Source organism: Pseudomonas sp. AL 58, assembly GCF_036348395.1.
Classification (GTDB): domain Bacteria; phylum Pseudomonadota; class Gammaproteobacteria; order Pseudomonadales; family Pseudomonadaceae; genus Aquipseudomonas; species Aquipseudomonas defluvii.
Window position 1 is genome coordinate 144742 of sequence record NZ_JAZBQR010000011.1, and the last position, 21765, is coordinate 166506.

Consider the following 21765-nt stretch of genomic DNA (forward strand, 5'->3'; position numbering starts at 1 on the left):
GTCCGGGGCCAGGTCGAGGGTGAATTTCATGAGCACGATTGAGCAATTCAGGCACGAGACCCGTGCCTGGCTGGAGGCCAACTGCCCCTTGTCCATGCGAACCGCTATGGCGGAGGGCGAAGTGGTGTGGGGTGCCAGCCAGCCGCAGTTCCCCAGCGAAGACGCCCGGTTGTGGTTTGAGCGTATGCGTGACAAGCGCTGGTTCTGCCCGGAATGGCCCGAGGAGTACGGCGGTGCGGGCTTGAGCGAAGAGCAACTGGCGGTACTTGAGAGCGAAATGCGCAGGCTCAAGTGTCGTCCGCCCCAGATCAACCTGGGCATCTGGATGCTTGGGCCGGTGCTGCTGGCATTTGGCAGTGAGGAGCAGAAGCGGACGTTATTGCCGCCCATGGCCCGGGGTGAAGTGCGCTGGTGTCAGGGCTTCTCAGAGCCTAACGCGGGTTCCGACCTTGCCAGCCTGAAAATGGCGGCCCGTGATGCTGGCGACCACTTTGTCGTTGATGGCAGCAAGATCTGGACGTCCTACGGCGATAAATCCGATTGGATGTACGCTCTGGTACGAACCAACCCCACGGTGCCCAAGCATGAAGGTATCAGCCTGATCGTGCTGGATATGCGCAGCCCTGGGGTCAAGGCGGTACCGATTGACCTGATCAGCGGCAAATCGGCGTTCTGCCAGGTGTTCTTCGATGGGGTGAAGGTGCCCAAGCAGCAACTGATCGGCCCTTTGGATGGCGGCTGGAACCTGGGCAAGTACCTGCTGCAGCACGAACGCAAGGCCATGTCGAAGTTTGGCGAGATCAGCCTGCCCTCGCATTTCCATTTGCTTTCGCTGCTGCGTGAGTACCTGCCGCGCCCTCAAAGCCAAGGCGAACAGGCGCTGCATGCCCGCGCCGTGGCCTGCGCGATGAATGAACACGCCTATGGCCTGACGGTTCAGCGCATGACCGAAGAAGCCAGGTTCGGTGACGACGTCAGTGGCCTGATGTCGATCATGAAACTGGTGCACACCGAGCAGGAACGCGACAAGTTCGAAGTCCTGCTCGATGCCATGGGCGGGCATGCCTTCGGCTGGCAAAGCGAGGCTTTCAGTGCCCAGCAACAGGCGATTACCCGGGCCTGGTTGAACAGCTATGCCCTGACGATTTCCGGTGGTGCCTCGGAGATCCAGCTCAATGTCATCGCCAAGCGCGTGCTTGGTCTGCCCGATGCAAAGAAAGGAGTGACGCCATGAACCTGCGCTACAGCGAAGAGCAGCGCTTGCTCGCCGACAGTGCCCGGGATTTTCTCGCGGCGCGCAGCCCGGTCGCGGCCCAGCGTCGGCTGCGCGACGAGGGCTCGGTGCTCGGTTTTGATCCGCAGCTGTGGCAAGCCGCCGTGGACCTGGGCTGGAGTGCGATTCCATTTCCGGAAAATTACGGGGGCCTGGACTTTGGCTGCATGGGGCTTGGGCCGGTGTTCGAGTCTATCGGTCACAACCTGGCGGCCACGCCCTTGCTGTCGAGCGTGGTGCTGGGTGGTTCGCTATTGCACCTGGCGGGCAACCCGCAACAGCAGGACCGCTGGCTGAATGCCCTGATCAGCGGCGAGAAACGCCTGGCTCTGGCGCTGGATGAACAGTCACGTCATAACCCGTTGGGTACGGCCCTTGAGGCGGTGGTCGAGGGCGACGGTTTCCGTTTGCGGGGTGACAAGTACTGGGTGGTCGACGGGGTTGGCGCCGATGCGTACCTGCTGGCTGCGCGTACCTCGGGGCATGCGGGTGAGGCACAGGGGATCAGCCTGTTCCTGGTACCTGCCGATACCCCTGGCCTGAATTGCAGCGCCTTGCCGTTGATCGACTCGCGTAACTGTGCGCGGTTACGGCTGGACGGTGTGCAACTGGGCAGTGACGCACTGTTGGGCACGCTCGGTGATGGCTGGGCCGCGCTGGACACCGCGCTGGACCGCGGTCGTGCGTGCCTGGCCGCAGAACTGTTGGGCATGGCCGAGCAACTGTTCCAGACCACCCTCGACTACCTCAAGACCCGCGTGCAATTCGACACGCCGATTGGCTCGTTCCAGGCCCTGCAACACCGTGCCGCCCAGTTGTACGTCGATCTGGCCCTGGCCCGCAGCGCAGTCATGGCCGGGCTGGCGGCCCTGGACGACGCCAGCCTCAGTGTCGCCGAACGTGGCCGACTGGTCAGCCTGGCGAAGTGGAAGGCCGGTGATACGGCAATCAAGGTCAGCAATGAAGCCGTACAGATGCACGGTGGCATCGGGGTCACCGATGAACTGGATGTCGGCCTTTACCTCAAGCGTGTGCGCGTCGCCCAGGCTTGTTTGGGCGACCGGGATTTTCATTGCGAACGCTATTCGGCCCTCGACGAGGCCTGCGCCTGAAGGCGCGACGTCTCGGTTGCCCTGGAGAACGACACATGAGCATTGAACGATGGCAATCCGCCTGGCACCAATTGATTGCACCGGGCTCGCCTTTTGAAGTGGTAAGCCCGGCGGAGGGTGGTGCACGTTTTTTTCGCCATACCGCATACAACCTGGTGGAAGCAATTGATGCCGGTCGTGTGCACGGTGAGCGCGAGTTCCTGGTGTGGCAAGCACAGCGGCTGACCTTTGCCGAGTACTTCGATCAGGTTGACCGGCTGGCGGGGCAGATGGTCGCCTGTTTTGACCTGCGCCCCGGCGAGCGGGTTGCCATTGCCATGCGCAATCAGCCGGCCTGGCTGGTGGCATTCGCCGCGATCCAGCGATGCGGCGCGGTGTGTGTACCGCTCAATAGCTGGGGGCTGCGTGACGAGTTGCTGCATGGCATGCAAGACAGCGGTGCCCGCGTGCTGCTGTGCGATGAACCGCGGCTGAGCGTGCTGCAAGACGACCTGGCCGGCGACCAGTTGCCAACGATCGTTGTGGGAACGGAACGTCAGGTACAGCTGCCCGAGTACTGTCTTCGCTATGAAGACCTGTTGGCCGACGCACGCTTGCCTGTTCCAGTGGTGACTATTGACCCTGACGCACCGGCACTGATCCTCTACACCTCCGGCACTACCAGCCGGGCCAAGGGCGTGGTGTCCAGCCACCGCGCGATCTGCCAGGCCCTGGCCGCACTGGAGTTCCAGAGCGCATTCTGCGCGCTGAGCTCACCTGAACTCATCAGTGGGGTGATCCAGAGCGGCTACCCACCCACCACCCTGATGGCGGTTCCACTGTTCCATGTCAGCGGGTTGCATGCGCAGTTCCTTTCGGCAATGCGCAGTGGCCGGCGCTTGCTGCTGATGTACAAGTGGGACGTCGAACGCGCCCTCGATCTGATCTGTGAGGAGCACTGTACCCAGTTCAGTGGCGCACCGGTCATGATGCAGCAACTCCTCGCATCGCCACGCTTTGGCTCCGAGCAGACCGCCAGCCTGTTCGGGCTGGGCCTTGGGGGCGGTGCGTCCTCCAGTGGTTTACTGGCCGAGATGATCGCGCGCAAGCCCGAGGCCATTTGTGGCAGCGGTTACGGCCTGACGGAAAGCAACGGCATCGGCGCGGCTATTGGGGGCGATCAGTTCGTCTACAAACCGGCAACGGCCGGTTGGCCATTGCCGATTGTCGATGTGCGCATTGGCGACGACCCGCAGCAGCCGTTGCCCAACGGTTCCAGTGGTTTGATCTGGCTGCGTTCGCCAACCCTGATGAGCGGCTATTGGAACCTGCCGCAGGCCAGCACCGAGGCCTTGCATGACGGGTGGCTCGACACGGGGGATATCGGCTACCTGGACGAGGAGGGGTTTCTTTGCATTACCGGGCGGCTCAAGGACCTGATCAACCGCGGTGGCGAGAAAATCTCGGCGGCCGAAATTGAAGCCTGTGTCAGTGAAATGCCCGGTGTTGACGAGGCGGCGGCATTTGCCATCCCCGATCCGGTACTGGGTGAAGCCGTGGCGTTGGTCATTCACGGCAATACCGGGCAGATGCCCGACCAAGAGCACATCTGTGCATTCATTGCCCAGCGGCTGGCGGGCTACAAGGTCCCGGCGCGGGTGTACTCGCAGGCTGAGCCACTGCCACGCAACGCCACCGGCAAAGTGCTCAAGAGCGCGCTGAAAGAAAGGTGGAAGCACCTTGATTTTTAGTCTTTCCGGACGATGTTGGCGCCGTCAGAACACGAACAATAGGCCCATACCCGCAAGCCTTATCAGCGAAGGAGGCAATACATGAAAATAACAAGAACAGGTGTCATGCTCGCAGCCGCATTAACCGCCAATGCCGGGATTATCGGTAGCGCATACGCCGAGGTGTCGCCTCAGGAAGCCGCCAAGCTGGGCAAGGAACTGACCTGCGTCGGTGCCGAGCAGGCCGGTAATGCTGCAGGAACCATTCCCCCGTACACCGGCAAATACCTGGGGGAGGTCCCCGGCTGGAATCACGTGAAGTTCTCGGGTGACCAACCTGTGGACCCTTACGCGTCGGAGAAGCCGATCCTGGTGATCACCGCACAGAACATGAGCCAGTACGAGGCGCACCTGACCGAAGGCCAGAAAGCCCTGCTGAAGAAGTACCCGACCACCTACAAGATGAACGTCTACCCTGGGCATCGGGATTTCCGTTACCCCGATTATGTGTGCCGGCGGGCGATGCAGAATGCGCTGACTGCCAAGCTGGTCAATGACGGCCTGGGCATTGAAGGGCTCGGCCAGATACCGTTCCCGATTCCGAAAAATGGCATGGAAGTGCTTTGGAACCATCAGTTGCCGGCGCGCGCCTACACCGAGGAAAAGATCAGCGACCTGGCGTCCGTATTGCCCAACGGCAGTATCGGTTGGGGCCGTGCCCATGCGCGCAACCTGTCGCAGGCCAACTCGCCAACGGTCGAACCCAAGACCGAAAACAAGGTTCAGGCGATGAGTTACAACACCACGCTGAAACCGGCCCGTGACAACGGCGTGATCAGCATTGCCCATGAACCCTACAACTTCGCCACCGAATCCCGCCAGGCCTGGGCCTATAGCCCGTCGACCCGACGCGTCCGGCAAATGCCGGGCTACGGCTATGACCAACCGATGATCGGCACCAACGGGACCATGACGGTCGATGAGGACCGGTTGTTCAACGGCGCGCCGGAACGCTACACCTGGAAACTGATTGGCAAGCGTGAAATCTACAGCCCGGCCAACGCGTTCAAACCGAATGCGGGGAACATCAAGTACGCTGACATGCTCACGCCCAACCACCCCAATCCTGAGTTCATGCGTTATGAGCTGCGGCGTGTCTGGGTGGTGGAGGCTGACCTGAAGGAAGGCTATCGCCATGTCTATGGCAAGCGGGTGCTGTTCATTGACGAAGACACCTGGAACGCGGTCATGGCCGATAACTACGATGCCCGTGGGCAGCTGTGGAAGCATGCAATGATCAACTACTACTACCATCCGGACATGAGCGGCTGGCAGGCAGGTTCACAGTTTTTCATGGACTTGAACTCGGGCCAGTACACCGGCTACGGGATGACCAACGAGGCGAAGAAGGGGCCGATCCTCAACGAGAGCAAGTTCACGCCGGACATGTACACGTCCGACGCGGCGCGGGCTATCGGTCGCTGATCGTTACACTGTAGTGGCTGCACCTTGAAGCCCTGCCGGTCTCCGGCAGGGTTTTTTTCTATCGCTGCAGATGCCAGCGTTACGCCATCGGCGTACACAACTCCACAAGCAAGCCATCGGGACAGCGCAGGTACGACACGGTTTGCCCCCAGGGCTTTTGCTCGGGGGCCTTGAGCTCGGTTGCTCCGCAGGCCAGTGCCTGGGCGTGGGCGACCTCGACAGTATCGGTGGCGAGTGCGATTTCCATGCCCAGCGGCCGGGCTGATTCAGCCGCCACGACCAGCCCCTCTGGCAGGTTGGCCTGGCCCAGCGCCCGTGAAGCGAAAGCCAGGGTGGTGGCACCGGTGTCCAGTTCGCCATAGTCGCCAGACTCATGCAAAAAGCGCCGGTTAATGCCAAAGGCCTGTTCAAAGAACGCCAGCGATGAGGCGACATCGGGTACGTAAAGAATGGTGTAGGCAAATTTCATGGGCAGTCCCTGACCTTGAGTTGATCCAGTTGATGTGTGTACACGTTTTCAGCGGGCCTTTGGCGCCGCGGTTTTCTTTGGACGTTTGGCGCTGCTCGATGGTTTACGCGCTGCGGCCTTGCGTTTCTTTTTCCAGGGGGCGCTGCTACCCCCGGCTGGAACTGCCGGGCCGCTGATGTTCAGGCTGAGCCCGGCACATCGCTCGACCTGCTTGCTCATCCATGCCGATTGCTTGGCAACGAACGCCTCCAGGCTCATCTCGCCGGTTTGCACCATGTCCAGTGCCTGCTCCCAGATAGCCGTAGTGCCTGGGTCGGCAATGGCCCGAGGTACGGCGTCGATCAGGCTGCAGGCCGCCGGGGTGGCCGACAACGCCTTACCGTTCTTCACCAGGTAGCCTCGGTCGAGCAAGCCCTGGATGATTCCGGCACGGGTCGCCTCGGTACCAATACCGGTGGTGTCCTTGAGCTTTTGCTTGAGCCGTGGATCGTCGACCAGTTTGGCGACGTTCTTCATGGCCTTGATCAGGTCGCCCTCGGTGAACGGTTTGGGCGGCTGGGTCCAGAGGTCCTTGAGATTGACCCCGGCCACGGTGCAGTGCTGGCCTTTGCTCAGTGCCGGCAACACCTGCGCTGCCGGCGCTTCGCGACCTTTGCCTGGGGTCAGGGCTTCGGGCAGGGCGCGGCGCCAGCCGGGTTCGACGATACGCTTGCCAACGGCGCGCAGGGCCTGACCGGCACAGTCGAAGTCGGCCTCGGTGCGGTCGTATTCGTGGTTGGGCAGAAACTGCGCCAGGTAGCGTGCACGGATCAGGCTGAACACCGCCTTGTGCTTGCTCGGCAAGCGCCCCAGGTCGATGGCCGCAGCGGTAGGGATGATGCCGTGGTGGGCGCTGACCTTGGCATCGTTCCAGGCGCGTGAGCGGCGCTGCGGCTCCAGATAGGGTTGCAGTGCGGCCAGGCTGGCGTCGGCCCGGCCCAGTGCGGCGAGAATGGCCGGGGCCTCGCTGTGCTGGCTCAGCGGCAGGTAGCCACAGTCACTGCGTGGGTAGGTGATGACCTTGTAGGTTTCATACAGCGCCTGGGCGATGTCGAGGGTTTCCTGGGCGCCCAGGCCCAGCTTTTTCGAGCAGAGCTCCTGCAGGGTGCCGAGGTCGAAGGGCAACGGGGCGGCCTCGCGTACCCGTTCAGTGCTGACATTCACTACCTCAGCGCTGGCCGCGCCGCCAATGGCCTCGGCGGCCTGCTGTGCCAGTACCGGGTTGAGGCAGCGGCCCTGATCGTCACAGGCGTCTTCCGGGGCGCGCCACTGCGCGGTAAAACTCGTATTGGCGCTGCTCAGCGTCACCTCGATGGCCCAGAACGGTACCGGCACGAAGTCGGCGATGCTGCGGTCGCGGTCGACCACCAGGCGCAGGGTAGGGGTTTGCACCCGGCCAACCGGCAACACGCCCTGGTACCCGGAGCGACGGCCGAGCAGGGTGAACAGGCGACTCATGTTCATGCCGATCAGCCAGTCGGCCCGCGAGCGACCCAGGGCCGAGTGGTAGAGGCTGAACGTAGCGGCACCGGGCTTGAGCGCTGCCAGCGCCTTGCGGATCGAGGCATCGTCGAGTGCCGATAACCACAGGCGCTGAATCGGCCCACGGTAGCGGCAGTGCTCGACCAGTTCACGGGCGATCATTTCACCTTCGCGGTCGGCGTCGGTAGCGATGACCAGTTCACGGGCTTCGCTGAGCAGGCGTTTCACCGCCTTGAACTGGCTGGCGGTTTTCGGTTTGACCAGCATCTTCCACTGCTGCGGCACGATGGGCAGGTCTTCCAGTACCCAGCGTTTATAGCGGGCATCGTAGGCGTCAGGTGGTGCGGTTTCCAGCAGGTGGCCGATACACCAGGTTACGCAGAGGTCGTTGCCGACCCAGCAGCCATCACCGCGCCGGTTGGCGCCGAGGACTTTGGCGATGTCCTTGGCCTGGGAGGGTTTTTCGCAGAGAAAGAGGCGCATGGCCGATGATGAGTCTGGCGGCTATAGAAGTTGCATAGCATGCGCAGGGTGGCGGCGAGAGGCAAGCATTATCTGTATGGATGTACAGTCAATTGTGTCTGCGGGTTTGCCAGGGGCTGGGCAATCCGCGGGTGCGGTCTTGCCAGCTGCCTGATCCTCGCAGGTTGTGGGAGTGAGCCTTGCCCACCAGTAGCAACCCTGCTAACGCTAAAAAAACCGACTTAGCCTTGTGCAGAGGCCTTCAGCGCCTGCGCCAGGTCGGCCAGGATGTCGTCGCTGTGCTCGATGCCAATGGACAGGCGCACCATGTCACGTGGCACTCCGGCCTTCTCCAGCTCTTCGTCGTTCAACTGGCGGTGGGTCGTGGAGGCCGGGTGGCAGGCCAGCGATTTGGCGTCGCCAATGTTCACCAGGCGTACCACCAGTTTCAGCGCATCGATGAAGCGCGCCCCGGCTTCCTGGCCGCCCTTGATGCCGAAGGAGAGGATCGACGCCGGCTTGCCACCGGTGTAGCGCACGGCCAGCTCATGCTCGGGGTGGTCCGGCAGGCCGGCGTATTTCACCCAGGCGACCTGTTCATGCTCACGCAGGTAGTTCGCCACTTTCAGCGCGTTCTCGGTATGGCGCTCCATGCGCAGGGCCAGTGTTTCCAGGCCTTGCAGGATCAGGAAGGCGTTGAACGGCGACAGTGCCGCGCCGGTGTTGCGCAGGGGTACCACGCGGCAGCGGCCGATAAAGGCTGCCGGGCCGAAGGCTTCGGTGTAGGTGACGCCGTGGTAGGACGGGTCAGGGGTGTTGAGCAGGGCAAAACGCTGCTTGTATTCAGCCCAGGGGAAGTTCCCAGAGTCGATCACGATGCCGCCGATGCTGGTGCCGTGGCCACCGATGTACTTGGTCAGCGAATGCACGACGATGTCGGCACCGTGCTCGAACGGGCGGCACAGGATCGGGGTGGCGACGGTGTTGTCGACGATCAGCGGCACGCCATGGCGGTGCGCGGCGTCGGCCAGTGCTCGGAGGTCGACGATGTTGCCCGCCGGGTTGCCGATGGACTCGCAGAACACCGCCTTGGTCTTGTCGTCGATCAGTGCCTCGAGCGCGGCAATGTCGTCATGGGCGGCGAAGCGGGTCTGGATGCCGAAGCGCGGCAGGGTGTGGGCCAGCAGGTTGTAGGTGCCGCCGTACAGTTTGGCCACCGAGACGATGTTGTCGCCGGCCTCGGCCACGGTCTGGATGGCGTAGGTGATGGCAGCCATGCCCGAAGCCACGGCCAGTGCGCCGACGCCACCTTCAAGCGCGGCCATGCGTTTTTCCAGGACGTCGTTGGTGGGGTTCATGATCCGCGAGTAGATATTGCCAGCCACCTTCAGGTCGAACAGGTCGGCACCGTGCTGGGTGTCGTCAAAGGCGAAGGAGGTGGTCTGGTAGATCGGTACGGCAACAGCCTTCGTGGTTGGATCGGGGCTGAAGCCCGCGTGAATGGCTAAAGTTTCCAGCTTCATACAGTCGTTCCCTGAGCGTTCGGTTGGAGGAGCGTGAGCATGGGCCGCAGTGTCTGCGCCGGTCAAGAGCCGCCAGCCTGCTGAAACGCTCCTCCTGTGGCTCACTCGCCTGGTGTGTGCATGCCTGCGCGTCTGAGCAGTTGCCTGCAGCGTTCAGACAGGTGCAGCACGCGCAGGTGCTTGCCGGCATTGGCATAGCGTTCGCGCAATGTCTTCAGCGCGGCGATTGCCGAGTAGTCGACAAAGCTCAGGTGGCGGCAATCGAGCGTCACCTGGGCCGGGTCGTTGGCCGGGTCGAACTGGTTCAGGAACTGGGTGGTCGAGGCGAAAAACAGCGTGCCATGCAGTTGGTAACGCTTGCTGCCATCGGCTTCCAGATGGCCGTCTGCGTAAAGCTCGCGGGCTTGCTGCCAGGCAAAGTTCAGGGCGGCAATGATGATCCCGCACAGCACGGCGGTGGCCAGGTCGGTGAACACCGTGATGACGGTCACCGAGATGATCACCAGTACGTCGTTCAAGGGCACTTTGTTGAACACCCGCAGCGAGGCCCAGGCGAAGGTCTGTTGCGAGACCACGAACATCACCCCGACCAGCGCGGCCAGCGGGATGCGCTCGATCAGCGGCGAGAGAAACAGCACGAACAGCAGGATCATCACCCCAGCGATCACGCCCGAGAGGCGACCACGGCCACCGGAGCTGAGGTTGATCACCGTTTGGCCGATCATCGCGCATCCACCCATGCCGCCGAACAGCCCTGAAACCATGTTGGCTGCACCCAGGGCGACGCACTCGCGATCCGGGTAGCCACGGGTTTCGGTGATTTCATCGGTGAGGTTCAGTGTCAGCAGGGTTTCCAGCAGGCCGATCAAGGCCATCAATATCGCATAAGGGGCGACGATGCCGAGGGTTTCAAGGTTCCAGGGTAGCTGGGGCAGCGCAAATACTGGCAGGCCGCCGGCGATATGGGCCATGTCGCCCAAGGTGCGGGTCGGCAGGTCAAGCAGGTACACCGCAAGGCCGACACCCAGAATTGCAACCAGCGCCGGTGGCACTGCGCGGGTGAGGCGCGGCAGCAGGTAGACGATGGCCATCGTCAGCGTGACCAGCCCGATCATCAGGTAGAGCGGGGCACCACTGAGCCAGGCTTCTGCGCTTTTGAAATGCTCCAGTTGGGCAAGGGCAATGATGATGGCCAGGCCATTGACGAACCCCAGCATCACCGAGTGCGGCACCATGCGCACCAGTTTGCCCAGCCGCAGCAGGCCGAAGGCGACCATGATCAGCCCACCCAGCAGCACCGTGGCGAGCAGGTACTGCACGCCGTGCTGCACCACCAGCGCCACGATCACCACCGCCATCGACCCGGCAGCGCCGGAAATCATGCCTGGTCGCCCACCGAACAGGGCGGTCAAGGTGCAGATAATGAACGCACCGTACAACCCCATCAGCGGGTTGAGGTGCGCGACCAGCGCGAAGGCGATGCATTCGGGCAGCAGTGCGAAGGACGTGGTAAGGCCGGCCAGGGCCTCGGCGCGTAGGCGAATGGGTTTCATGGGGTACCTGAAAAAAACCGACCGGCGAAACCGGCCGCGGTCAACGGTGTTGGCAAGAAGGGGAGCGGATCTTACGCAATTGGAAATGTCACGGCCAGCCTGCTGGTTGGCCGTGTTGTCTTGAGGGCCGCGTACCGTGGCGGCTAGCCCTGTTTCTTGATAATCACATCGGCGATGCTGGCTGGCGCTTCTGAATAGCGAATGAACTCCATCGAGTAACTGGCCCGGCCCTGGGACATCGAGCGCATGTCGGTGGAGTAGCCGAACATTTCTCCCAGCGGCACTTCGGCACGCACCACCTTGCCCGCCGGGCTGTCGTCCATGCCCTGGATCACGCCACGTCGCCGGTTGAGGTCGCCCATCACATCACCCATGTATTCTTCCGGTGTGACCACTTCGACCTTCATCACCGGCTCCAGCAGTACCGCACCGCCTTTTTGCGAAAGCTGCTTGGTGGCCATCGACGCGGCGATCTTGAAGGCCATCTCGTTGGAGTCGACGTCATGGTACGAGCCGTCGAACACCGCCGCTTTCAGACCAATCAGCGGGTAGCCGGCCAGTACGCCGTTCTGCATCTGTTCTTCGATGCCTTTCTGGATGGCCGGGATGTACTCACGGGGGATGACCCCACCGACCACTTCACTGGTGAACTCCAGGCCTTCCTTGCCTTCATCGTTTGGCGAAAAGCGAATCCAGCAATGACCGAACTGGCCGCGACCGCCCGACTGGCGGACAAACTTGCCTTCGATCTCGCAGGTATTGCGGATTTTCTCGCGGTAGGCCACCTGGGGTTTGCCGATGTTGGCATCGACGCCGAACTCGCGCTTCATGCGGTCGACGATGATGTCCAGGTGCAACTCACCCATACCGGAAATGATGGTCTGTGCAGTTTCCTCGTCGGTCTTGACCCGGAACGACGGGTCTTCCTGGGCGAGTTTGCTCAAGGCGATGCCCATTTTTTCCTGGTCGGCTTTGGTCTTGGGCTCCACGGCCACCGAGATCACCGGGTCGGGGAAGTCCATGCGCTCAAGGATAATGGGCTTGTTGATGTCGCACAGGGTATCGCCGGTGGTGACATCCTTCATGCCGATCAGTGCGGCGATGTCGCCCGCGCACACGGCCTTGATCTCGGCACGCTGGTTGGCGTGCATCTGCACCATACGCCCGACCCGTTCCTTCTTGCCCTTGACCGAGTTGAGTACCGCATCGCCTGAGGACAATACCCCGGAGTAGACCCGTACAAAGGTCAAGGTACCCACGAACGGGTCGGTGGCGATCTTGAAGGCCAGGGCCGAGAAGGGCTCGTTGTCGTCGGCGTGACGCTCCAGGTGTTTGTCTTCGTGTTGCGGGTCGGTGCCGTTGATGGCCGGGATTTCCGAAGGGGCCGGCAGGTAGTCGATCACCGCGTCGAGCATCAGCGGCACCCCCTTGTTCTTGAACGACGAACCGAGGATCGTCGGCACGATCTGGTTGTCCAGGGTACGCTGACGCAATCCTGCCTTGATTTGCGCCGTACTCAGTTCGACACCGTCCAGGTACAGGCTCATCAACTCGTCGTTGGCTTCGGCGGCGGCTTCGATCATGTGGGCACGCCATTCTTCTGCCAGTGGCCGCAGCGCGTCGGGGATCTCCTCCTCGCGGTAGCTGGTGCCCTGGTCATCGTCGTTCCAGTAGATCGCTTTCATCTTCACCAGGTCGATCTGCCCGACAAAGTGCTCCTCGGCGCCGATGGCCAGTTGAATCGGCACCGGGTGGTGCCCCAGGCGCTTGTCGATCTGTTTCACCACCCGCAGAAAATCGGCGCCCTGGCGGTCCATCTTGTTGATGTAGGCCAGGCGAGGCACCTTGTATTTGTTGGCCTGGCGCCAGACGGTTTCAGACTGCGGCTCGACGCCATCGGCGCCGCTGAAGACCACCACCGCACCGTCGAGCACGCGCAGCGAGCGTTCGACTTCAATGGTGAAGTCAACGTGGCCGGGGGTGTCGATGATGTTGAAGCGGTACTTGTTCGGGAACTGCTTGGTCGAGCCTTGCCAGAAAGCCGTGGTGGCTGCCGAGGTGATGGTGATGCCGCGCTCCTGCTCCTGGGCCATCCAGTCCATGGTCGCGGCGCCGTCATGCACCTCGCCCATTTTATAGTTGACCCCGGTGTAGAACAGGATGCGTTCGGTGGTTGTGGTCTTGCCGGCGTCTACGTGGGCAACGATGCCAATGTTGCGGTAGAGCTCGATGGGAGTGGTGCGCGCCATGATGGGTCACCTGTACGTGTGCGTGCTGGGTATTCCCAAAGTAGCAGAACAATCGACACTCGGCGGGCGCCACCCGGACATACGGCGCCTGTCAGACCTCAACCTTGTAGTTCAACCCCAGCTCATCTCCCGGTAGGCCGCGAATACCCCAGTTCTCCCGCGGGGTTTCAGACAGGGTAATTTCCACATCCTGGGCGCTGATGCCGGTGCGTTCGCCGATGTACAGGAACAACAGGCGAATGAGTGCTTTCTTCGCCTGTACCGAACGGCCCTCGAACAGGCTGATCTCAATGATGGTGTACTGGTGTGAGCGGTCGTCGGGGTAGAGGAAATCCGCCGGGTCCAGCGCAATGAAACGTTGGAAACGTTTCTCGACCGGATACGCCAGTGCAGCCATCACTGCGGCATGAATCGCCTCCGACAGTCCTGTGCGGTGGCGCTCCAGTGTCGAGCGCAGGCCATAGACCTTTATTTGTGCCATGGGTAGTCCATCCTTGGAAATGTGCAGGGTCAGATTGTGGTGCTGGTTGCGAGGTAAAGGTCCTTTTGCCACTGCGCAAAGCGTTCATCCAGGCGTGGTTTCAGCCTGTCGAAGTTGTCCCAGGTGTCGGCCACACTGCTGGGGCGATCACCCTTTGTCGCCAGCAGGTCCTGGCAGTCGGCGGCAAACTGGCCGTTCTCGATGGCCAGGTAGTGGGCGACGAAGGCATTGCCCTGGCGGTTGAGGTCTTCAGCGTTGAGCCTGCTGTCGCAGCACTGGCGAAAGAACAGGCCGGGCGTGAGGGTACGTTCAACCAGCGAATTGATCTCGTAGTCGAAGTCTGCCTGAAAGTTACGGCTGGTCAGGGACCGTTGCACGGCCCAGGCGACGAACAGGGCGGTGTGGGGCAGTGTGGCAAGGGCTCGCAAGGAGGCGTCATCGTACGTCATGGGGCTCATCCTTTTTTGAATCATTATTCTTCCAGGGCAGTTAGCCTACACCACAACGCTGCCTGCTCGCAGCCAAGGCCCCATGTATCACTATGACGAGTAGGGGTGGGCAGGCGCAGTGCTTGCAGGCGGATGCCTGGACGCGGGTCCGCGAGCTGCGGGTTCAGGTGGCACGAAACTCCCAGACAATCTCTACCACACGCACCGCCAACAGCATGTAGACCAGGCACAGAATGACCTGCAGGAGCAGCGGATGGCGGGCCTTGGACAGCTTGCGCAGGCCGTCGGCCATGTTCAGCAGCATCAGAAAAACGGCCAGCGCTATCAGCCCGACGCCGGCCATGTGCGCTGCGAACAGGCCGAAATACACTTGGCCATCACCGGTGAGCGTGCTGCTGCCAGCCGCCAGCAGCAGCGAGCACATGAGAAAGTTGCGCAGGTTGTCGAAGACGTCCTTGTTCAGCCCATTGTCCAGCAGACGGCAGATGTGGCGCAGCAGTTCAGCCATGGCAAGGCTCCGCGAGGTGGCGAGGGTGCCTTGAGTATGGCTGCTGTTTCAGAACACCTGGCGCAGTAACCAGTACAGGCTACCCGACAACACAATCGCCGCCGGCAGGGTCAGTACCCAGGCCATCAGCAGGTTGGCGATGGTCCGTAGCTGCAGGCCCGAGCCATTGGCGGTCATGGTGCCGGCCACGCCAGAGGACAGCACATGGGTGGTCGAAACGGGCAAGCCGTACAGGTCTGCCGCGCCAATGGTGAACATCGCGACCAGTTCGGCGCTGGCGCCCTGGGCGTAGGTCAGGTGGGTCTTGCCGATTTTCTCGCCGACGGTCACCACGATCCGCCGCCAACCGACCATGGTGCCCAGCCCGAGGGCGATGGCCACGGCAACCTTCACCCAGAGGGGAATGTAGTGCGTGGCATCGTCGATCTGCCGTTTGAAGTCGTGCAGGGTGGCCTGGGTCGCTGGATCAAAGTGGATCAGCTTCTGCTTGTCCATCAGGCGAATGGCTTCGCTGGTCAGGTACATGTCGTTGCGCACATTGGCCATGGCCTCGGCCGGTACGCCGGCAAAGGAGCCATATCCCTTGACCTCTTGGCCAATCAGGCCGGCGAGCGCGGCCAGGGCGGGTAGCAGATCGGCATTTGCCTGCTGGCTGCGAATGAAGGTGGTCAGGGTCTGTCGCGGATCGTCGGGTGCCGGCTGTGGCGCCGTGCGCACCAGCGCCTGTTGGGTGGCCTCGGCCACGAAGGCGAATTGCACGGATTGTTCAGCAGGCATGGTGCGGTTCAATGCATAGGCCATCGGCAGGGTTCCGACCAGAATCAGCATGATCAGCCCCATGCCTTTTTGCCCGTCGTTGGAGCCATGGGCGAAGGACACACCGGTACAGGTCAGGATCAGCATCCCGCGAATCCACCAGGGCGGTGGTGCGTTGCCGACGGGCGCCTGGTACAGCGCCTTGCGCTTGACCAACAGGCGCAACGTCAGCAGCAACAAGGCCGCGCAGACAAAACCGACCACCGGTGACAACAGCAACGAGTAGCCGACCTTGCTGGCCTGGGTCCAGTCTATGCCGCTGGTGCCGTTGCGACCGTGCATCAGGGCATTGGCCACGCCAACGCCGATGATCGAGCCGATCAAGGTGTGTGACGATGAAGCCGGCAGCCCCAGCCACCAGGTTCCCAGGTTCCAGACAATCGCCGACAGTAGCAGGGCGAAGACCATCGAGAAGCCGGCTGACGAGCCGACTTGCAGGATCAATTCCACCGGCAGCAACGCGACGATACCGAAGGCTACTGCGCCACTTGAGAACAGTACGCCGAGAAAATTCCAGCAGCCCGACCAGATCACGGCGAACGAGGCCGGGAGCGAATGGGTATAGATGACCGTGGCCACCGCGTTGGCGGTATCGTGGAAACCGTTGACGAATTCGAACCCCAGAGCGATTACCAGGGCTACGCCCAGCAGGACAAAGGGTGTCCAGGTGGTAATCACCGTGCCACTGGCACTGACATCGCGAAACAGGCTCCAGGCGGTGTACACCAACCCGGCCAGCAACAAGGAGAAAAACAGGGTCAGCGTGGCGCGGCTGGGAGTTTGGCTAACGCTTGAAAGTGCAGAGCGTGTCGCCAGTGTCGGGGTGGTCATGAGAAGGGGTCCAGGTAGCGTTTGCCATGAAGGAACGAGCCTTGCGTGACCAGCATAGAAACAAATAGTTAATACGATCTGATCTTGATCAAGTAAACCTGGAAGTGCGTACGTTTTACTGACCAGCGTTGTATCGTCCACAGCGTCCGTACAGTCGCTGATACGCTGTTGATCCCTTCGTCGGCAAGGCCGGCATTTTTGGTTGATCGTTTAATGACCCTGCAACTGATTCGCGCTACTGACCAGCACTTGCCTTTTGCTCGCGCGCTGACGTGCGACAACATGCTGCCGTATTACCGGGAGTACGACCTCCTGTGGATGGATGAAGCCTTTGATCAAGCCTGGACCTGGCGTGAGCAATGGCTGATCGTCGAGGGCGAGCAGTTACTGGGTTTTTGCAGCCTGAGCCAGGATGCCCGGGCGCTGTTCATTCGCGAGCTGCAGGTGATTGCAAGCGCCCGGGGGCGGGGCGTCGGTTCCTGGGCGTTGGAGCAGTTGGCGGCCTGGGCGGCAGCGCGGCGCCTGCCGTTGTTGCGCCTGACCGTATTCAAGAGCAACCCGGCGCAGGGGTTGTACCGGCGCCGGGGCTTTGAAGCGGTGGGTGAGGACGATTGCTTTGTGCGCATGCAGCGCGTTATTGCACGGCAGCCACCTGGCTGACGCGGATCACCTGGTGCTGACGCAGGGTGGCGTCGAGCAGTAGGCTCTGTACGGGCAGCAAATCGCCGATCAACAGGTTCTGTAGCAGGGGTGTACCGTTGAAACGGTTAGGCCCCAGGTCCACCTGGTTCAAGCCTTCGACCCGCACCACCGCCTTGCCGACCTGGCCCAGGGTGTTGCCGCTAAGAATCAACGGGCCGGGCAGGGCGCTGGCATTGCGCAGGCTGACGGCATATTCCGGGGTGTTGCCAATACGGTTGTTGATCAGCGTTGCCGCGGCGACTTCACTGGCATCTATCGCGCTACCCTGGCTGCTGCCGATCAGGTTGTCGTCAATCAGCAACGGTGCAGTGCCCGTGGGTTGCAGGCTGCGCAGCAGGATACCGTTGCCCCGGCTGGCGCCGATGCGGTTGCGGCTCAGTACGAGTGCACCGTGTTGTTCGCTGACCTCGATGGCAGCCTTGTTGGCGCCAAGGATCAGGTTGCTCTCGACCAGCGCCCGGGTGTTGCCACGCAGGCGGATGGCGCTGTTGTTGTCGACGCCGCGGATCTGGTTCTGGCTGATCAGTGCCTGGCTGTCGCGGATATCCAGGGCGTATTGCTGTGAATGCTCAAAGCGATTGCTGTCGAACTGGGCCAGGGTATGTTGCAGCTCTACGGCACTGAGTTCGTTGAACTGGCTGTTACGCACCAGCAGCGTCGCCGGTCGGCTGTTGGCGGGTTGCTGCACGCTCAGGGCGGTACTCAGGCCACGCGACAGGTTGGCGTTGTAGCCCAGGCGGTTGAGGTTCGAGTTCAGCACCTGGGTGTGGCTGCCAGCCCAGGCCACCACAAACGGCCGCCAGGCCCGGTCAGTACTGCCGGGTTTGTCGCCCGCGACGCTCTCCAGGCGAGACTGGTTCAGGCCCAGCCAGCCTTGGTTGATCAGCGCTGTACCGGAGTGGCTGTACAGGTACAGGCTGGTGCCTTCGAGCACCAGGCCACCGTCGCTGGCGATCATCAGTGGGTAGCTGAGCAGGTAGCCGTCCTTGTAGCGCTTGAGGATGCGCTCGTCCTTGAGGGCGTCATGCAGTTGCGCAAGGGTGACGCTGCCACCGCGAATCAGTACGGCGTTCGGGTGGTGCGCCTGATAGCCGGCAATCGCTCGGAAAAGGCCGTTGTTGACGAACGGCTCGAACGGCCAGCTACCGCCCTGGGAAGAGAACATTGGTTGCAGGCTGACACTGCCGCGTCCGGCAGGGCGCGGGCGTTCAGGCGTTTGCATTTGCACGGCCTCACGGGCCTGGGCCTGCAGCTGTTGCAGGTGTGCTTGGTGCGCTGCCGTGGCAACGGTGCTGAGTGACTGCTGCAGCGGCAGGCTCTGGCTGGCGGCGTGAGCGCTGCCAGCCAGCAACAGCGCCAGGCAGGGAAGGTAGAGGTGACGGGCAAACAAGGCCATGGCGGTTCGTCCTTGGGTTACGGCAGTTTGGGGTATAACGGCTTGAGCGGGCCGCCGAGCTGGCTGTAGTTGTCGACGTCGCCGTCTTCGCTGTCATACAGCTGACGCGCCAGGCGGTTGTCCGGGGCGCGTTGCAGGAACGGGATCAACCAGGCCAGCTTGTACGGCGCGACATCGGTCTGTGACTGGCCCTTGAGTTCCGGCAGGTTGCCGGGGTCAAGGATGCTGCGCGCGGCAAAGTTGGCCAGCAGTTCCAGGGTTTGCTGATCCTCGCTGCTCCAGGGCAGGTGGTTGGCCCGCGCCGACTCGGCCAGCAGCACCAACGGCACCAGGGCGTATTGGCTGTAGGTCGCGGCCAGCTTGCTGCGCGCCACTTCCAGCGGCAGGTAGGCATAGCTGCCGTCGCTGCTGCGCACGGCCTGCTGCAGGCCTCGGCGCAGGTTGCCGTCGGCCCACTGGATGAAGTCGTCGCGCTGCACCAGCATGCCGGTCGCGGCGACTGCCCAGGCGGCCCAATAGTCATGGTTGTTGAACCAGGTGAAGTCCGGCGTCTGGCGCGGCTGGTACTCACGGATGACCAGCTCGCCAAGGCGCTCGAACCAGGCGTTTTGGGCGGGCGAGAGCTTAACCTTGCCATTGCTCGCCGCCTGGGTCAGCAGCAGGTTCGAGGCCATGGCGGCGACCGCCCATTTACGTGCGGCCATGCCGGTGCTGCTGGCGTCGGGGTTGAGCAGCGCGCCCGCCTGGGCCCAGCGTTCCAGCCACTGGTCCTGGCAGGCCAGGGCCATGTTGGCTTCTTGTGGGGTTTTGGCCCGCAGGAAGCGTTTGTTGGCGTAAATCAGCCCACCGATGAACGCTTTGACCTGCTTGCCGACCTTTTCCGTGCCAGCGTCCGGGTCGCTGCGCAAGGTCGATTTGCTGGCGTCGCTCTGGTCGTACTTGCTCTGCAGTTGCAGGTTGCCGGTGTAGGGCGGTGGCGGCTCTTTACTGCAGGCCAGGCTGCGGTAGTCGGCAATCATCGCCGACTGCGCGGTGGCCTGTGCCGGCCAGATCGAGCTGGCGGCCAGGCTACTGCCCAGGTGCAGCGCGGCGCACAGGCCAAGCCCGGCGACGCTCCAGCGTTTTACAGGCATAGTCGGGTTTCCACTTCAGTGGCAGCAGTGCCGGGTTTGGTGGGTTCAAGAAACACCGAGAGCAGGTTGGCGCCGGCGAATTCCTTGGCCTTGCTCAGTTCCAGGTAGTACTGCCCACCGGTGACGGCTGCTTCGCGGCGGAACCAGACCTTGTCGCGGGCGCCGTTGTCGTAATAGACGATGACGTAGAAATCCTTGACGTTCTTGTCGCTGATCTTGATGTCGAGAAAGCCCTGGCCACTGCTGAGGTTCTTGCGTGCCTCACCGGCATTGCTGAGTAACTCGATGCGGTCACTGACCTTCAAGGCCGGGCGCTGTACGTGGTTGCCGAGCACTGCGGTAGAGGTCGAGCAGCCGCCTTTGATTGCCGGAATCAGTTGCCGATACATGGGTTCGGACTCTAGCTGATAGTTGGCGGGCAACTCCCAGATGATCAGCTTGGGCGGCGCCTTGGGCTTGTAGTTGTCCGAGAGCAGGTATTCCAGCAGCGAGCCATCCTGGCCAACGCCTGGCAGGGCGTAGTTGAGGATGTCCACTTCCAGGTACTGCTTGAGGTAGCCGTCGAAGTTGAACTGCTTGCTCTCGTCCTCACGGGCGGCCGAGTTACTGTCACCGACCAGAATCACCTCTGGGTCCGGTGCTTCGTCGAACAGTGCGTTGGCGTCGTCGGCCATGGGGATGGTCTGGTAGCCACGCACGTACTGGAAGCCATAGTTGTTGCCGCAGATATAGCTCATCGCCAGGTTCAGGGTGCCGTCCTTGGGCACCATGACGCCAGGTTCAGTGCGGTACTGCTTTTTGCTCAGTTCGGCATAGAACGGCTGCCGGCGCACCTCGTCGGCCAGCAAGCGTGCAGTTGCCTCGGCACCACTGGGGGTCCAGTGGTGGTCACGACGAAAGAAGTACTCGCCCTTGGGCGGGGTGTGCACCAGTTGCATCATGTCGGGTACCACTGCGCCGGCACTGCGCAACTGTTGCAGGTAGCTGCTCAGATTGCCGCTGGCCCGGGCGAAGTCGAAGCCATGCAGTTGGTCGGGATAGAGCTTGTCGCGGTGCATCAGCCCACGGGTGGGCTGGATCGCCATGGCGACATGGATACCTTGTTGGCGGAACGCAGCCATCAGCCGGGCAAACTCTGGACGCATCGGCGCCGGGATACCGAAATCGTTGGTCAGGTCGACCATCGAGCGGAACAGCCAGCGGTTTTTGCCCGGGACAATTTCACGCATCAGCTTCATGCGCCCTTCGGCGTACTTCTGCGGGTCGCTCAGGGCGGGGCAGGTCATGCACTCAAGGCTCTCGCAGGCAGCACGTTTGCCGGTTTCAGTTGCCGTGGCGGGCAGGCTGAAGCAGGCAAGGGCGGCGACAAGGCCCAGGGGGAGTAAAGTCTTCATGTGCGCGATTCATCATCCTGTTGAACAAGGGCAGTGGTCATTCACTCGCTGGGGTCAATGCTGTTGGCCAGGCTCAGGCTGCGGTAGCCGCTGCCTTGAGGCAGCAGCACGTAGCTGTAGGAGCGACCCTTCTTCAGGAACAGTTCCTCGAACCTGGCCACGTTCTGTTCCTCGACATAGGCGGCGAAGCCGATCTTGATTTCGTTGACCATGCGGCTGCCGGTCTGGTCCTTGCCCAGCGGGTCGATGATCACGTGCTTGCCGTCGACGGTTTTCAACGCCGCCTTGGCCGGCGTCAGGTTGTAGAAGGCGACCTGGGCCTTCTTCGGTTCGTTGACGTATTTGTCGGCAATCAGGGTGAGGCTTTTGCCGTCATAGACCACGGTACTGGCGGCGTTCTTGATCAATTGCGGCTCGATCGACTTGCTGCCGACCGCGATCTTGTGTGTGCCGGCAGGGGTGAAACGGTAGCCGCTGAGTTGCCCGGGGGCGACCTTTTGTGGGGTTACCTTGCCGCTCAGGGTCACCTCGATGTTGCTGTTGCTCAGGTTCAATACCCGAACAAAGGCCGAGTCGGCCGGGGCCACGGCGTCATACAGGTCGGCGTTGCCTTCGGCGGCGAGAACAATCGGCGCGTTGAGTACGCCAAGGGCCAGAGCGCTGGCGGCCAGGAACTGCTGCAAGGTACGGGTCATGGGG

18 protein-coding genes are annotated in these 21765 nt (G+C 62.1%); 5 read left to right on the top strand and 13 right to left on the bottom strand.

Features of this window, described 5'->3' with window-relative positions:
- Positions 1 to 28: 28 nt before the first annotated feature.
- From UIA24_RS14115 to UIA24_RS14130, 4 genes are all read left to right on the top strand, one after another.
- Entirely contained in the window at positions 29 to 1234 is a 1206-nt protein-coding gene (locus UIA24_RS14115; RefSeq protein ID WP_330523113.1) for an acyl-CoA dehydrogenase family protein, read from the top strand.
- Positions 1231 to 2385: an acyl-CoA dehydrogenase family protein gene (locus tag UIA24_RS14120; protein WP_102053435.1), complete on the top strand. Its 1155-nt coding sequence runs from the start codon at positions 1231 to 1233 to the stop codon at positions 2383 to 2385. The genes UIA24_RS14115 and UIA24_RS14120 overlap by 4 nt, the downstream gene beginning before the upstream one ends.
- Positions 2386 to 2420: 35 nt before the next feature.
- Complete coding sequence (locus tag UIA24_RS14125; RefSeq protein ID WP_330523114.1) at positions 2421 to 4115, top strand: class I adenylate-forming enzyme family protein; 1695 nt, start codon at positions 2421 to 2423, stop codon at positions 4113 to 4115.
- A gap of 81 nt (positions 4116 to 4196) precedes the next feature.
- Positions 4197 to 5579, top strand: coding sequence for a DUF1329 domain-containing protein (locus UIA24_RS14130; RefSeq protein ID WP_330523115.1), 1383 nt, complete (start codon positions 4197 to 4199; stop codon positions 5577 to 5579).
- A gap of 79 nt (positions 5580 to 5658) precedes the next feature.
- On the opposite strand, the gene UIA24_RS14135 is transcribed toward UIA24_RS14130, so the two are convergent.
- The 9 genes from UIA24_RS14135 to UIA24_RS14175 form a co-directional block, all read right to left on the bottom strand.
- Positions 5659 to 6048 carry a VOC family protein gene (locus tag UIA24_RS14135; protein WP_099774243.1) on the bottom strand — a complete coding sequence of 130 codons (390 nt, stop codon included), beginning with the start codon at positions 6046 to 6048 and terminating at the stop codon, positions 5659 to 5661.
- A 48-nt stretch (positions 6049 to 6096) separates the two neighbouring features.
- Positions 6097 to 8052, bottom strand: a complete 1956-nt coding sequence (locus UIA24_RS14140; protein WP_330523116.1) for a DNA topoisomerase III — start codon at positions 8050 to 8052, stop codon at positions 6097 to 6099.
- A 221-nt stretch (positions 8053 to 8273) separates the two neighbouring features.
- Positions 8274 to 9554 carry a bifunctional O-acetylhomoserine aminocarboxypropyltransferase/cysteine synthase gene (locus tag UIA24_RS14145; protein WP_330523117.1) on the bottom strand — a complete coding sequence of 427 codons (1281 nt, stop codon included), beginning with the start codon at positions 9552 to 9554 and terminating at the stop codon, positions 8274 to 8276.
- Between the two features lie 101 nt (positions 9555 to 9655).
- Entirely contained in the window at positions 9656 to 11107 is a 1452-nt protein-coding gene (locus tag UIA24_RS14150; protein WP_065760775.1) for a SulP family inorganic anion transporter, read from the bottom strand.
- A 143-nt stretch (positions 11108 to 11250) separates the two neighbouring features.
- A complete protein-coding gene (gene fusA / locus UIA24_RS14155) occupies positions 11251 to 13356 on the bottom strand; it encodes an elongation factor G (RefSeq protein ID WP_330523118.1) in 2106 nt (701 codons plus the stop codon).
- A gap of 91 nt (positions 13357 to 13447) precedes the next feature.
- Positions 13448 to 13837: a tautomerase family protein gene (locus UIA24_RS14160; RefSeq protein WP_102053430.1), complete on the bottom strand. Its 390-nt coding sequence runs from the start codon at positions 13835 to 13837 to the stop codon at positions 13448 to 13450.
- A 29-nt stretch (positions 13838 to 13866) separates the two neighbouring features.
- Positions 13867 to 14286 (bottom strand): DUF7832 domain-containing protein, encoded by a 420-nt coding sequence (locus tag UIA24_RS14165; protein WP_102053429.1) that lies wholly within the window; start codon positions 14284 to 14286, stop codon positions 13867 to 13869.
- Positions 14287 to 14449: 163 nt separating this feature from the next.
- Complete coding sequence (locus UIA24_RS14170) at positions 14450 to 14794, bottom strand: hypothetical protein (protein ID WP_099774250.1); 345 nt, start codon at positions 14792 to 14794, stop codon at positions 14450 to 14452.
- A 48-nt stretch (positions 14795 to 14842) separates the two neighbouring features.
- On the bottom strand, positions 14843 to 16441 hold the full coding sequence (locus UIA24_RS14175; protein WP_330523119.1) for an inorganic phosphate transporter: 1599 nt from the start codon (positions 16439 to 16441) through the stop codon (positions 14843 to 14845).
- 213 nt (positions 16442 to 16654) lie between these two features.
- Here UIA24_RS14175 and UIA24_RS14180 point away from each other — a divergent pair, with 213 nt between their 5' ends.
- Positions 16655 to 17101, top strand: coding sequence for a GNAT family N-acetyltransferase (locus UIA24_RS14180; RefSeq protein ID WP_065760781.1), 447 nt, complete (start codon positions 16655 to 16657; stop codon positions 17099 to 17101).
- Here the strand turns inward: UIA24_RS14180 and UIA24_RS14185 are convergent.
- The 4 genes from UIA24_RS14185 to UIA24_RS14200 are packed head-to-tail and all read right to left on the bottom strand — an operon-like array spanning position 17076 to position 21761.
- The gene (locus UIA24_RS14185; RefSeq protein ID WP_330523120.1) at positions 17076 to 18539 is read right to left on the bottom strand and encodes a right-handed parallel beta-helix repeat-containing protein; all 1464 of its coding nucleotides are present in this window, start codon (positions 18537 to 18539) and stop codon (positions 17076 to 17078) included. The genes UIA24_RS14180 and UIA24_RS14185 overlap by 26 nt on opposite strands.
- A gap of 17 nt (positions 18540 to 18556) precedes the next feature.
- Positions 18557 to 19672, bottom strand: a complete 1116-nt coding sequence (locus UIA24_RS14190) for a polysaccharide lyase (RefSeq protein WP_330523121.1) — start codon at positions 19670 to 19672, stop codon at positions 18557 to 18559.
- Positions 19663 to 21066 (bottom strand): alginate O-acetyltransferase AlgX-related protein, encoded by a 1404-nt coding sequence (locus tag UIA24_RS14195; protein ID WP_065760784.1) that lies wholly within the window; start codon positions 21064 to 21066, stop codon positions 19663 to 19665. The genes UIA24_RS14190 and UIA24_RS14195 overlap by 10 nt, the downstream gene beginning before the upstream one ends.
- 41 nt (positions 21067 to 21107) lie before the next feature.
- Entirely contained in the window at positions 21108 to 21761 is a 654-nt protein-coding gene (locus UIA24_RS14200) for an alginate O-acetyltransferase AlgF (RefSeq protein WP_330523122.1), read from the bottom strand.
- Positions 21762 to 21765 lie beyond the last annotated feature (4 nt).